The organism is Rhizorhabdus antheiae (assembly GCF_049889055.1).
Taxonomy (GTDB): domain Bacteria; phylum Pseudomonadota; class Alphaproteobacteria; order Sphingomonadales; family Sphingomonadaceae; genus Rhizorhabdus.
Map to the genome: position 1 here is coordinate 221,997 of NZ_JBLTWO010000007.1, position 13,674 is coordinate 235,670.

Annotated in this window: 13 protein-coding genes; 11 read left to right on the forward strand and 2 right to left on the reverse strand. The window is 61.7% G+C overall.

The genetic code is table 11. The features are described from left to right. Positions 1–47: 47 nt before the first annotated feature. From ACNI3R_RS14835 to ACNI3R_RS14880, 10 genes are all read left to right on the forward strand, one after another. The gene (locus tag ACNI3R_RS14835) at positions 48–2,390 is read left to right on the forward strand and encodes a TonB-dependent receptor (protein WP_426184660.1); all 2,343 of its coding nucleotides are present in this window, start codon (positions 48–50) and stop codon (positions 2,388–2,390) included. A gap of 94 nt (positions 2,391–2,484) precedes the next feature. After that, positions 2,485–3,600, forward strand: a complete 1,116-nt coding sequence (locus ACNI3R_RS14840) for an FAD-dependent oxidoreductase (RefSeq protein WP_426184662.1) — start codon at positions 2,485–2,487, stop codon at positions 3,598–3,600. Between the two features lie 16 nt (positions 3,601–3,616). Continuing rightward, complete coding sequence (locus ACNI3R_RS14845) at positions 3,617–4,519, forward strand: VOC family protein (RefSeq protein ID WP_426184664.1); 903 nt, start codon at positions 3,617–3,619, stop codon at positions 4,517–4,519. A 4-nt stretch (positions 4,520–4,523) separates the two neighbouring features. Then, positions 4,524–5,681: an alpha/beta hydrolase family protein gene (locus tag ACNI3R_RS14850; RefSeq protein WP_426184666.1), complete on the forward strand. Its 1,158-nt coding sequence runs from the start codon at positions 4,524–4,526 to the stop codon at positions 5,679–5,681. Next, positions 5,678–5,998, forward strand: a complete 321-nt coding sequence (locus tag ACNI3R_RS14855) for a DUF2218 domain-containing protein (RefSeq protein ID WP_426184668.1) — start codon at positions 5,678–5,680, stop codon at positions 5,996–5,998. Before ACNI3R_RS14850 ends, ACNI3R_RS14855 begins: the two co-directional genes overlap by 4 nt. Then, positions 5,998–6,777, forward strand: coding sequence for a cyclase family protein (locus tag ACNI3R_RS14860; protein ID WP_426184670.1), 780 nt, complete (start codon positions 5,998–6,000; stop codon positions 6,775–6,777). The genes ACNI3R_RS14855 and ACNI3R_RS14860 overlap by 1 nt, the downstream gene beginning before the upstream one ends. Before the next feature lie 5 nt (positions 6,778–6,782). Then, positions 6,783–7,745, forward strand: coding sequence for a fumarylacetoacetate hydrolase family protein (locus ACNI3R_RS14865; RefSeq protein ID WP_426184672.1), 963 nt, complete (start codon positions 6,783–6,785; stop codon positions 7,743–7,745). Positions 7,746–7,815: 70 nt separating this feature from the next. Next, positions 7,816–8,832 (forward strand): sugar phosphate isomerase/epimerase family protein, encoded by a 1,017-nt coding sequence (locus tag ACNI3R_RS14870; RefSeq protein WP_426184674.1) that lies wholly within the window; start codon positions 7,816–7,818, stop codon positions 8,830–8,832. Next, positions 8,832–9,227, forward strand: coding sequence for a C-glycoside deglycosidase beta subunit domain-containing protein (locus ACNI3R_RS14875; protein ID WP_426184676.1), 396 nt, complete (start codon positions 8,832–8,834; stop codon positions 9,225–9,227). Before ACNI3R_RS14870 ends, ACNI3R_RS14875 begins: the two co-directional genes overlap by 1 nt. Before the next feature lie 141 nt (positions 9,228–9,368). Continuing rightward, positions 9,369–10,238 carry an SGNH/GDSL hydrolase family protein gene (locus ACNI3R_RS14880; protein WP_426184678.1) on the forward strand — a complete coding sequence of 290 codons (870 nt, stop codon included), beginning with the start codon at positions 9,369–9,371 and terminating at the stop codon, positions 10,236–10,238. Between the two features lie 109 nt (positions 10,239–10,347). Here ACNI3R_RS14880 and ACNI3R_RS14885 read toward each other — a convergent pair whose 3' ends face one another. Then, positions 10,348–11,634, reverse strand: coding sequence for an NAD(P)/FAD-dependent oxidoreductase (locus tag ACNI3R_RS14885; protein WP_426184680.1), 1,287 nt, complete (start codon positions 11,632–11,634; stop codon positions 10,348–10,350). A 186-nt stretch (positions 11,635–11,820) separates the two neighbouring features. Between ACNI3R_RS14885 and ACNI3R_RS14890 the strand changes: the two genes are divergently transcribed. Beyond that, positions 11,821–12,909, forward strand: a complete 1,089-nt coding sequence (locus ACNI3R_RS14890) for a GSU2403 family nucleotidyltransferase fold protein (RefSeq protein ID WP_426184682.1) — start codon at positions 11,821–11,823, stop codon at positions 12,907–12,909. 192 nt (positions 12,910–13,101) lie between these two features. Here ACNI3R_RS14890 and ACNI3R_RS14895 read toward each other — a convergent pair whose 3' ends face one another. Then, positions 13,102–13,536, reverse strand: a complete 435-nt coding sequence (locus ACNI3R_RS14895; RefSeq protein WP_426184684.1) for a hypothetical protein — start codon at positions 13,534–13,536, stop codon at positions 13,102–13,104. Between the last annotated feature and the right edge of the window lie 138 nt (positions 13,537–13,674).

The following is a 13,674-nucleotide window of genomic DNA, read 5'->3' on the forward strand; positions in this document are numbered from 1 at the left end:
AATTCTTGTAGGATCCGCACCAAAGCGGACCGGATATCGGGGGAGTGATGATGAAATTCTATGCTGCTTTGCTGGCTTCAACCATGCTTGCCGTTCCTGGCGCGGCCTTTGCTCAGGATGCTGTGCCGGAGGATAATGAGCAATATCCGGGCACCATCGTCGTCACCGCGCAGAACCGCATGCAACGCGTGCAGGACGTCCCGATCGCGATAAGCGTCGTCAGCGGCGAAGCGCTGGTCGAAGCCGGTGTGAACGACTTTTCGTCGATCACCCGTGTCGCACCTGCGGTGAACATCGTTGCCGACACGACCCAGACTCGCGTCTCGATCCGCGGCATTGGCTCGAACAGCAATGATGAAGCGCAGGATCAGGCCGTCGCTGTGAACATCGACGGCGAATATATCAACCGGCCGACCGTCCTGAACGCCGCCCTGTTCGATCTTGAGCGGGTCGAAGTGCTGCGCGGGCCGCAGGGCACGCTCTATGGCCGGAACGCTACGGGCGGCGCGATCAACTTCATCATGCGGAAGCCCGGCAAGGAACTTGGCGCGGACGGCAATATTTCCTACGGCAACTTCGATCAGATCACCATTCAGGGCGGCGTCGATGTGCCTCTCGGCAGCATGGCGGCGATCCGTGTGTCGGGCATCTATTCCAACCGCGACGGCTACAATATCCACCCCAACACCAACACGCGCAGCGGCGATGAGGACACCAAAGCGGGCCGTCTGAGTCTGCGTCTGGAGCCGGCTGACGGCCTCAGCATCAACATCGCTGCCGAGCGGCTGGAGACGCGGGAAACCGTATCGGCGCAGGCCTGGGTCAATTTGAATTCTCCGGAGTTTTCGCCCGGAACGGGTTGCGCCAATGCCGGCTGGACCGATATTGCGCCTCTGATTGCCGGTGGTCAGTGCGTACCGGTTTTGACCAATAATCTGGCGACGATCGACCGTCACCGGTACAATTCTCCCAACAACGGGGTCGGCTTCAACAACGGCAACTCGACGGCTGTACGCGGCACGCTGGTATATGATTTCGATGCCGCGACCTTTACCTATCGTGGCGGCTACCGGAAGACGGATCGCAATGGTGCGACGACCTTGTCCCCTGCCTATCTCTTCTTGAACTTCAAGAGTGACGTCGAGACGCAGAGCCACGAGCTCCGCTTCAATGGTGAGAACGGGCCGCTGACCTGGCAGTTCGGCGGGTTTTACTTCAAGGAAGAGCAGCAGATCAACCGCGGCCTGTTCAATGGCTCCCTGCCGCCTCCCGTCCTCGGTGCTGCTGGCGGATATATCAACTACTTCCGTCGCCCGTTCGTTAACTCGGAAAGCAAGGCGATCTTCGGCCAGACCGATGTTTCCTTGAGCGAGACGCTGACTGCCGTTGTCGGCCTCAGGTACACCGACGACAAGCGTCGCGCTCTCTTCGAGAACCTTGGCAGTGGTCTTCCGGGACCGGCGCGCAACCCCAACCTGTTCAATGTTGGCCCGGTAAGGGTCACCGTCCCGGCGACGGCCGCGCAGACGCAGAACCTGCGGACCAAAGCGGACAAGTTCACTTGGACCGCCGGTCTGAACTTTGAACCCAATGCCGACACGCTGATTTATGGCAAGGTTGCAACCGGTTTCAAGGCTGGCGGATTCGACTCGGTCGGCACCTATGCGCCTGAAACCAACACCACGTACGAAGTCGGTACCAAGCTCAGCTTCGGTGAGGTTCGACAGCACATTTTCAACCTTGCCGCTTTCTATACCGACTATAAGGACCTGCAGGTCAGCGTCTTGATCGACAACGCGAAGGGCGGTCAGATCTTCAACGCCGGTAAGTCGGTGATCTGGGGTGTAGAGGCCGACGCTGTGATCAAGCTGTCGGAGTCGGACACCTTCACTGCGACACTCAACTACATCAATGCCGAGTATAAGGATCTGCTGGCGACTGTCCCCGTGTTCTGCGTAGGCTGTACCCCGACGGTCACCGCGATTTCCGACCTCAATCCGGACCCGGTCATCATCAATCAGCCGAACCTGGCCGGCAACAAGCCACCGATCACTCCGACGTGGACCATCAGTTTGGGCTATGACAAGGTGTTCGACCTGGGCGATGCGGGGAGGCTGACCGCGAGCGCCTTCAGCATCTTCAAGAGCTCCTACTTCAACGACATCTTTAATTTCCGTGACTCGCGTCAGAAAGCCTTCACGCAGACCGACCTTAGCCTGATGTGGGAGCCCGAGAGCCGCCAGTTCAGCGTCCGCGCTTTTGTTCGCAATCTCGAGAACACGCGGCCGATTACCTATGCCGGATTCACCGCTGCGGGGAATGACCGCATCTACAACTGGCAGTTCGCAGCCCCGCGCACCTACGGCGTGCAGCTCGGCTTCGACTTCTGAGGATAGTGGCTCTGCAGACAGGGGCAGAGTCGCAGGGGCCGGACGGGATTTTTCCTTCCGGCCTCAAGTTTTACAGATCTGAGGAATAGCGGGCATGCAAAACCTTGATGTGCTGATCATAGGTGCGGGGATCGGTGGCTTGTCGGCGGCGATTGCCCTGTGCCGTGGCGGACACAAGGTCACGTTGATCGACAAGGACCCGGCCTGGTCGGTCTATGGCGTGGGCATCATCCAGCAATCCAATGTCGTGCGCGCGATGGATCAGTTGGGCGTGCTCGACGACTTCATCGATGCCTCCTGCGGCTTCGATTCGGTCGAAATCTACATCCCCGACGGCACGATGGTCGCGCGCGTGCCATCGCCTCGTCTGGTCGAGGGGCGTCCCGCCAATGTCGGCATCGGACGCAAGGCCTTGCAGAAGGTGCTGGGCGACAACGCCGTGGCGCTCGGCGCGGTGTTGCGGCTTGGCGTGACGGCCGATGCCATCGCCGATGATGGCACTCGCGTCCATGTCACCTTCAGCGATGGCACGAGTGGCGGCTACGATCTGGTTGTCGGCGCGGACGGGGTCTATTCGCAGACCCGCTGCACGATCCTGCCCGATGCCGAAGCGCCTCAGTTCACCGGGCAGGCGGTGTGGCGCTACAATTTTCCACGGCCCGCCGAAATGGATGTGCTGCAGGTTTTCAATGGTCCGATCGGCGCAGGTCTCGTGCCGATGGACGCCGAGACGATGTATATATTCGTCACCACGCCTGAGTTGGACAATCCGCGCTATTCTCAGGAAGGCATGGCCGAACGGATGCGCGAACGCCTGTCGCGCTGCGCCCCGCGCTTGCGGGAACTGGCCGCTCAGATCACCGACGACGAGGGCGTCGTCTATCGTCCGCTAGAGGCGATGCTGGTGCGCGGGCCCTGGCACAAGGGGCGCGTCGTGCTGCTCGGTGATGCCGTTCATGCGACCACGCCGCATCTCGGGCAGGGCGCAGGTATGGCGATCGAGGATGCGATCGTGCTCTCCGAAGAGCTCGCACGCCATGACGAGATCGAGAACGCGCTGCTTGCGTATCGCGACCGCCGGTTTGAACGCTGCCGCTACATCGTCGAATCCAGCCTCGCGATATGCATGGGCCAGCTCGGCAAAGCCCCCCCGGTCGATAACCACAAGGCCACGGCTGAAATGTTCGCCGTCGTTTCACAGCCGATCTGATTCAAAGGAGACAGCGATGAGCCGCGTTACGGAAATCCGTTATGTCGGATATGGCGTGAAGGCATTCGATGCCGAAAAGGCCTATTATGCTGACGTCTGGGGCCTGGAGCCGGTTGGCGAGGATGCCGACCACGCGTGGTTCAAGGCGCAGGGTCATGACGAGCATCATGTGGTGCAGTTGCGCCGCGCAGCGGAAAACCGCGTCGACGTGATCGCGCTCGCCGCCGACAGCCGCGCCGATGTGGAGGCGCTGCGGGGCAAGGTCGCCGAGGCCGGCTGCCTTGTCGTCAGCGAGCCAGCCGATCTGACCTCACCAGGCGGCGGCTATGGTTTCCGTTTCTTCTCGCCCGACGGTTTGTTGTTCGAGATTTCGAGCGACGTAGCGCGCGGCAGCCGCCGCGAACTGGCGCGGTGGGAGGGCGTTCCGCTAAAGATCAGCCATATCGTTCTGCATTCGCCCAAGCATCATGAGGCGGTGGCCTTCTTTACCGACGTGTTGGGCTTCAAGGTAAGCGACTGGCTGGGCGATTTCATGTGCTTCCTGCGCTGCAATTCCGCGCACCACCGAATCGCGATCCTGCCGGGGCCGCCGTGCCTCAACCATGTCGCCTATGACATGCTGAGCGTCGACGACATGATGCGCGGGGCGCACCGGTTGAAGCTGAAGGGCGTCGATATCGGCTGGGGGCCGGGACGGCACACGGCGGGCAACAACACCTTCAGCTATTTCGTCACTGCCGCCGGGTTCGTGACCGAATACACCTCCGAGCTGGAGGAGGTCGATTTCCACACCTACCAGCCGACCGTCTACACGCCGGCGCCGCTGGTGATGGACCAGTGGGGGATCGGTACCGGTGGTCCGCAGACCTTGCCGCATCCGGCACCCAACCCCGGCCTGTTCGCTGTGACGGAAGGCTGACCCGGTGGCCTTGTTCGAATTTTTCCCAAATTACATATGGAACCTCTCGGTCGCGATCGCGATGGAGAGCGGCGGGCAGATCGGCGAAATCATCGACATGTGCGCGCCGATCCGCGATGCGGCGGCCGGCGGCGGTGATGTCGGCACTCCGGCCTTCATGCAGCAATGGGCGGCGATGGGCGGCAAGCTGATCGCGCTGGCGGAAGAGGACGAAGCCAAGGGTCGGGCCTTCAGCGCTTCCGACAAGTTGGAACGCGCCTCGCTTTACTTGTTCACCGCCGAGCGGATGCAGGGCCACGGCCATCCGGGCCGCAAGGAAACCTACGCCCGCGCCCGCGCTGCGTTCGACAGGTCGACCGCGCTCGGCAAGCTCAACCGTGAGCGGGTCGAAATCCCGCTGGCGCAAGGCACCATGCCTGCGCTCTATACCCGCGCGGCGGGGCCGGGGCCGCATCCGGTCGTGGTCTATTGCAACGGACTGGATAGCTGCAAGGAACTGCTCTACTGGTCGCGCCTGCCCGAAGCTTTGGCACGGCGCGGGATTTCGACGCTGTGCGTCGATCAGCCGGGTTCGGGCGAGGCGCTGCGGCTGCAGGGCCTGCCGGTCGATCCCCATTCCGAGAACTGGGCGTCGAAGGCGGTGGACTGGCTGGAAGCACAGTCGGACGTGGATCCCAAGCGCATCGGCATGACCGGCATCAGCCTTGGCGGCCACTTTGCCCCGCGCGCGGTCGCCTATGAACCGCGCTTTGCCAGCGGCGCGGTTTGGGGGGCCAACCACAATTGGCGCGAAGTGCAGGACAAGCGGATGGCGCGCGAGGGTGAGAACCCCGTGCCCCATTACTGGGCGCATGTGATGTGGGCTTTCGGCGCTGCCGACATGGAGGATTTCCTCGCCAGGTCAGCCGAGATGAACTTGAACGGCCATATGGACCGTATCCGGGTTCCCTTCCTCGTGACTCACGGCGCGCAGGATCGCCAGATCAGCGTCGCCTATGCCGATGATCTCTACGATCAGCTCGTCAACGCCCCGCGCCGCGAGAAGGTGATCTTCACCGCGCGCGAAGGCGGGGTGGAGCATGTCGGCGCGGACAACATGGCCTATGGTCGCGACTGCATCGCCGACTGGTTCGCCGAAACGCTGGGAGGCACCTGCGCATGACGTTCAGCACCGAAGCCCGCGTCGCAACGGCGAGCTCGAAGAAATATGCCGCGCAGGTCGGCAAGCACTGGCAGCACAATATGGACGTCACCTTCGATGGCGATGTCGTGACCATCCGCTTTCCGCGCGATGCGCGCGGTGCCGATTGGCCCGCCGATGCGTTGGTGACCCTGTCGCCCGAAGCCGACGCGCTTGTCTGCCGCATCGATGCCAGTGATCCGGGCCAGCGCGACGGGCTGAAGGGTGCCGTCGAGCGCCATGTTGATCGCTTCGCCTTCCGCGAGGGCGAACTTGCCTATGACTGGAAGGACGCCTGATGCCGCGCCGCTTCGTCGACCTGTCGATCACCCTGTGCAACGAAGTCGTCAGCGATCCGCCGTTCCTTCGGCCCGAGATCACCTACCAGAAGCATAGCGAAACTGTGGGGGAACTTGGCCATTTCTTCCCCGGCGTAACCGCCGAGCAGACTCCGGACGGCGCAGGCTTTGCTGCCGTCGAATGGGTGCGCCTGACTACCCATAACGGAACGCACCTTGACGCGCCGTGGCATTTCCACCCTACGCAGGACGGCGGCAAACCCTCGCTCACCATCGACGAAATCCCGCTGGAATGGTGTTTCCAGCCGGGTGTGAAGCTCGATTTCACGGCTCTGCCGGATGGCTATGTGGTGACTGCCGCGGACGTCGAGGCGGAGCTCAATCGGATCGGGCATGAATTGCAGCCGCTCGATATCGTGCTGGTCAACACGGCGGCGGGCAAGGCGCTGGGCGGTCCGGATTATGTCAGCCGTGGCTGTGGCATGGGCTATGAGGCGACGATGTATCTCACCAGTCGGGGCGTGCGGGTGACCGGCACCGACGCCTGGAGCTGGGATGCGCCTTTCGTGCACACTGCGCAGAAGGTCGCCGAGACGGGCGACACCTCGCTGATCTGGGAAGGCCACAAGGCGGGCCGGGAGATCGGCTATTGCCATCTCGAAAAGCTCCACAATCTTGAGGTGCTGCCGCCCAGAGGCTTCACCGTCAGCTGCTTTCCGCACAAGATCAAGGGTGCTTCGGCCGGATGGACGCGCGCTGTCGCGATCTTCGAGGACTGATCGCGGTGCGGCTTGCTACACGTCATGACGGGACACCCGACGGTCAGCTGGTGGTGATCTCCGCCAACGGGGAGGCCTTCCGCACCATATCGGGCTGGTCGAATTTGCTGGATGCGATCACCCACTGGAACGAGGCTGAACCGGCCTTGCAGGCAGCTGCTGCCGCATTGGCGGCCGAGGGCGGAGACCCGCTCGATCTCGCGAGCCTCTCCGCGCCCATGCCGAGGTCATGGCAGTGGCTCGACGGTTCCGCCTTCAACACGCACGGCGAACTGATGCAGATCGCCTTCGGGCTCGACCCGGTCGATGCCTCGCGCCCGCTGATGTATCAGGGGATGTCCGACCGCTTCCTTGCCCCCCATGCCGATGTTCCGGTGCCCGACGAGGGGCTGGGGATCGATTTCGAGGGCGAGTTCGGTGTCATCGTCGATGCCGTCCCGATGGGGGTCAGCAGCGCTGAGGCCGCGCAGCACATCCGGCTGATCGTCCAGATCAACGACTGGTCGCTGCGCGCTATTGCGCCGATCGAGATGAAGACCGGTTTCGGCTGGGTGCAGGCCAAGCCCGCGTGCAGCATGGCGCCCTTTGCCGTTACCCCGGACGAACTTGGCCCCGCCTGGCGGGATGGCCGGGTCTGCATGGATCTTGTGGTCGAATGGAACGGCCGTCGCTTTGGTCGCGTGAATGGCGATCAGATGGCCTTCTCGCTCCCCGAACTGGTCGCCCACGCCGCCCGCACCCGCGATCTGGTGGCGGGCACGATCATCGGCACCGGGACCGTCTCCAACGCCGAATATGCGCAGCGCGGTTCGGCCTGCATCTCGGAAAAGCGCGCGATCGAGATCATAGCTCACGGTGCCCCTCGGACGCCCTTCATGGCGTTCGGCGACGAGGTGGCGATGTTCGGTCTGCTGCCGGACGAGCGCCGCCCGTTCGGTACCATTTCGCAAAAGGTCGTGCAGGCCTGACCGCCGCGCCGACGATAATCACTCGCGCCGGGCTCTCATGCCAGCGCATGAAATCAGGGGAGATGGATCCTTGCCGTCAAAGATCAGCCGGGGCGTCAGCCTCTATTCGTTTCAGGAAGAGATGTTCCTTGGCGCCATGTCTGTCGAGGATTGCGTGGCCTTTGCCGCCTCGATCGGCGCCAGGGGCATCGAGATCCTGCCTGAGCAGAATATGCCCGGCTTCCCGCATCTGAGCGATGTCGAGGTCGATCAGTGGAAGGCGATGGTGGAGCGACATGGCTGCCATTTCACAGCCTATGACATGTTCCTCGACACCAAGCTGCGCAAAGACAAGCTGATGACCGACGACGAGCAGGTCGAGAGCATCGTACGCGATCTCAAGCTGTGCAACCGGCTCGGTATCCGCAACATGCGCGTGCTCGTGTTCGTGCGGCCCGACATTCTGGGCCGCTGCGTGCCATTTGCCGAAGAGCTTGACGTCCACATGGGGGTCGAAGTGCATGCGCCCTGGCATCTCGAACATGCATGGATTCTGCGGACGATCGAGGAGGCCGACCGGCTCGGCACCCGTCACCTCGGGATCCTGCCCGACATGGGCATCTTCATGAAACATTATCCGCCTGCATTCCGCGCCCGGTTCGAACGGCAAGGCGCGCGGCCCGAAGTGGCGCAGTTCATCGTGGACAGCCACGAAGCCAAGATCATGGCCGAATACACGATCTATGAGGTCGCAGTGAAGATGCAGGGTAACAAGGCCGAGGTCGCCATGGCCGAAACCCTGCGCCATGCGCCCTATGCCAATCCCAAGCGGCTGGCCGAGTACGCCCCCTATTTCCGCCATATCCAGGCCAAATTCTACGAGATGAACGCGGACTGCACCGATCCTGCCATTGCCTATGACGAGGTGATCGACGTGCTGGTCGGCTGTGGCTGGGAAGGGACGCTGTCGAGTGAATATGAAGGCAATCGCTGGATCCAGGATGTCGAGGAGGTGGACAGTCGCGAACAGGTGCGCCGCCAGCACGTGATGTTCGAGAAGCTTATCGCAGAGGCCGAAGCCCGCCGCGCGCAGGGAGGCGCAAACTGATGTTCGACAAATATATAATCGACCCCGCCAGTGTCACCAATCTCGGCCCCGCCGATGCGCCCACGGGTTTCAGCTTTGCCACCAAGCTCGGCTATTATCGCGGGCTCGGCCTGTCGATGATCGAGGATCTCGCGGTCAGCATCGACGGGGAACAGGTACCGCGCAGCGCGATCCGCTTCGATGAGGGGCCGGGCCCGCTCACCCTGGACGAGATGGAAACCGCCTATGACCGGCGTTGGGCGTTCGGTGCGCAGGCGCTGATCCTCGTCGATTGCCCCGGTGGCTTTCCTGCGGGCGAACATCGACTGACACTGCAACAGCGACTGCGGATTTCCTATCTGCCGTTCCCCTCGTTCAACAATGACGAGAAGGTGATCATTTTCGCGGCCGTATAGTTCGCAGTTGATCTCGGACTTTGCCGGCCGAAACGCGGTGATTGCCATCGGTTGGGGCACGCGCCCGGTGGGGATCCGACACAAATTTGCGAAGCGCGGTCGGACGCAGATCACTGGCCGGCAACAGGAGGCGGCAGGAATATGGCGCGGTTTATTCGTCCGGGGGGCTTGAGCCTGATGCTCGTGCTGGCGGGCTGCGTTCATCCGGCCCCCGTCACCCAGTCCTCGCCCCGGGGCGAGGAATATGTGGCGATGGGCAGTTCCTTTGCTGCAGGCGCGGGGATCGGGCCGCAGCAGGCTGGATCGCCGCCACGGTGCGATCGCACGGTCAACAACTACGCATCCTTGCTTGCCGAAGCCGAAGGTCTTGCGCTGAAGGATGTGAGCTGCGGCGGGGCGACGACAGCGCATATCCTTGGTGCATGGGATGAATTGCCCGCGCAGATCGAGGCCGTTTCTGCGAATACGAGGCTGGTGACGATTACCGCCGGCGGGAACGACCTCGGTCTCGTCGGGACATTGTTCGGCGGCAGTTGCCGGGCCGGCGTCAACAGTTTCGGTGGGCCGTGTCGATCGGTGCCGGCTCCTTCGGAAAAAGACTATAGCGCGCTGGAAGGCCGGATGGTTGAGATTGCAAACGAAGTGCATCGCCGAGCTCCCAAAGCCCGGATCGTCTTTGTCCAATATGTTTCGCTCTTGCCGGAAACCCGGTGCGAAAAAACCGTTATCGATGAAGGGGGTGCGCAGGCTGCCCGGGCAATCGCCAGGCGTCTCGCCCAATTGACAGCAAGCGCGGCGCGCAAAGGCGATGCCGAACTGCTCGCGGCCGATGCGTTGTCTCTGGCTCATACTCCTTGTGCAAGTCAGCCATGGAGCAACGGCTTCTATGCCGACTACCCGAAAACCATAGGTGCACCTTGGCATCCAAACGCGGCTGGCCATGCGGCAATAGCGAAAACGCTTGAAAGCCTCATAGGCCAGGGCAAGACGCGCACGCGTTCAGCACCATAAGGCAAGTGACTGACGAAGCGCTGGCTCTGCCGCAAGCGGCTGCCGGGGTCGACCCGCCGGCGCTGCCTGTCGCTACCGCGGGTGCCTCGGGAGTATACAGGATTGAGAGTTACAGGGCTGAGGAGGCACTCGGCTGATCAGATCCTGCAGCCATATCGCCGGTGATCAGGCGGGCCCCGCGCTCGAACGTCAGGTAGTTCCAGATCCAGCTGATGGTTACCGACAGGCGGTTGCGCAATCCGTTCAGGTACCAGATGTGCGCCACGCACCACAGCAGCCACGCCAGATGCCCCGAGAGCCTGAGCCTGCCGATGCTGCAGACGGCGCGGGCCCGGCCGATGGTCGCCATCTGGCCATAGTCGCGATAGCGAAACGGCTCCACCGCGCGACCCGACAGGCGTTCGCGAATGGCCTGCGCGGCATAGCGCCCCTGCTGCTTGGCGGCCGGCGCCACGCCAGGACTTTCGCGCCCATTGGCATCCACGCACCGCGCGGTATCCCCGATCACGAAAATGTCGTGCGAGCCATGGGGGTGGAGCATGGAGTCGACTCCCACCCGACCGTTTCGATCGGGCGTGCAGCCGAGCCAGTGCGCAGCGGGCGAGGCCATCACGCCTGCGGCCCAGACCACCGTCTGTGCCGGTATGAAGTCACCGCTCACGATGACCCCGGCCGATGTGATCTGCTCGACCTTGCCGTGCAGTCGCACGTTAACGCCCAGCTTTTCGAGCGCCACGCGGGCTTGTTCCGACAAGATTTCCGGGAAGGACGGCAGTAGCCGGTCGGCCTTCTGCACGAGCCGGACCTTCGAGCAGTGCGGCGTGATGTGGCGGAAGTCCTTGCTGACCGACTGGCGCGCCAGTTCGGCGATCGCCCCGGCCATTTCCACCCCGGTCGGCCCGCCACCGACGACCACGAAGGTAAGAAGGGCGTCGCGGGTGGCCTTGTCGATCTCGGTCTCGGCCCTTTCCAGGGCGATGAGGACCCGGCGCCGGACTGACGTGGCATCGTCGATGGTCTTGATGCCGGGTGCATGCGGGGCCCATGCGTCCATGCCGAAATAGCTGTGGCGCGCGCCTGTCGCGACAATCAGCCAGTCATAGTGCAGGGGACAGTTGTTGCGCATGTGAACCGTGCGCGCCGTGCGATCTATCCGGCACACCTCGTCGAGCAGCACCCGCGTATTCTGCTGGTCGCGCAGGATCGAGCGGATCGACCCGGCGATGTCGGCCGGTGAAAGCCCAGCTGTCGCCACCTGATAGAGCAGCGGCTGGAACAGATGATGATTGCGCCGGTCGATGACCGTGACGTCCACCGGTGCACCGCCGAGCGCCTTGGCCGCCGCCAGCCCGCCAAAGCCACCGCCGACGATCACGACATGAGGGCGGGCGGACATGGCGGCAGTCTCCGGTTCGGCATGGAAGCGCCATGCGTGCAACCGTAGGTTCGTCTGCTGGGAGAGAAGGGTTACAGGTCCGACCTGTGCAGATGCGCGATTCCGGACTCCGCCGACAGCGCCTGTGCGGATCGAATGCCGATTTGATTTCCGAAGGCCTCTGCTCGGCTGAGCGCTGCTTTGCCGTTGGATGACCAGCTGACCACTATTCTGTTGTACAGACAACGGAACGATTTGGGTCTGTACATTGCATGTACAGACAGGTTTGATATATGTGTCTGTATGAAAGACCCCAACCTCCAACCGATAACACGCACGATCTTCTCCGATCTGGTGCAGCAGGTTGACGCGGCTCCGCCAGCCGGATCGGTCTATTCCCGCGAGCGTGACGGCATCACCTACCTCTATGCGAAGATTCCCGTCGGAAATGATCGGATCGATCGCTTCATAGGCAAACAAGGTGACGAGGAAGCCGAGGCTGAAGCCGCATCGCTGCGTCTGGGCGCTGATCTGGCGAAGAAGCGGCGGGACATCGTATCGATGCTCAAGCGAGACCGTCTGGCCGGCCCCGATCGCACCCTGGGCGCCGCACTGGACGCCATCGCCTATGCAGGTCTCTTCAGGGCGGGGGCAGTGCTGGTCGGTACGGCGGCCTATATGATGTTCGAACCGCTTGTCGGCCGCCGGCTTCCCGCACCCACTTTGATGACCGGGGATCTCGATCTCGCGACGGCCCGGCTTGCTCTCACAGCTGAACCGCCGGAGGGGATGGAGCGGATATTGAAGCGTGCCGACCGGACCTTCACGCCGATCCCGTCCCTCCGCCCCGGTGCGCCGCCGTCCCGCTTCCGCAACGCCGAGGGCTATCTGGTCGATCTGCTGACGCCGGTCAGAAGCCGGGCTGACAGAAATCCGATGTCGCTCGTCGGGCTGGAGGCGGGGGCGGTGCCGCTCCACTATCTCGGCTGGCTGATCGAGGACCCGGTGCCCACCGTTGCTTTATGGGGCGCTGGCATCGCCGTGAACGTGCCCCAGCCGGCCCGGTTCGCGGTTCACAAACTGATCCTGGCCCAGCGGCGGGATCAGGCCAATCGTCACAAGCGGATGAAGGATCTGGATCAGGCGCGGGCGCTGATCGAGGTGCTTCGGGATCATGACCGATTTGCCCTCGCCGACGCGGTATCGGATGCGCGGTCTCGCGGACGCAAAGGCTGGGCCGAACATATCGACCGCTCGCTTAACGAACTCGGCTTGAGCGACTCGATTGACGAATGACGGTGACGTCAGGTTTGGTGGTGGGGGGGGGGCTCGTTCCGAGCTGCTACATATCTGCTACACGGGGCATGAGGGCCGCAGTTCTCTGGCGGCCATCAGCGAAATCATAAGCTACGCGTAATAAATGCACTGGCACCGTAATTCGGAAAACTCGGGACGCTTCAAGGTTTTGCTTAACGGCAGCTTGGACGATCACCGTACCTGCCTAACTCTTCGTTTCATTGCGATAAAAGCCTCTACAAAAAAGGCAATTGCATGAACAATTATTGCCAATAGGCAAATCATTCCGCCAGTTAGCAAGGCAATCCCTTCTGGGGTACTATCACCGGCAGAGCCCAACCCCAGAATAAACATATACTGCCCTCCTTCGAAAACGATCTTCAACATCAACAAAGTCAGAACATGAACAAGCCACCGCACCTTCATTTTATCGACGGACAACCATATCAATAAAGATATTATTATTGGCAATGTTGTACTTATTATAAATCCTGCAATCGCAATTACAAAATATTTAACGCTATTCTGGAGCATAACAAATTTTGCCGCCTCAATTGACTCTCTAAGAGTTATAATAACTAAAAACAGGAATATTAAACCATAAGATATAAGAAAAGTTTTCTTCATATCTATTTCCAATAAAACCGATTGAGCAAATTAAGGCGAGGAATATAGATTTCATTTTACACAATATGTCTTGAACTCTGACGACAGCTGATTTTGGGTTCTTCCCGTAAATCCAGTCCCCTCCAGCATTACGGTGGC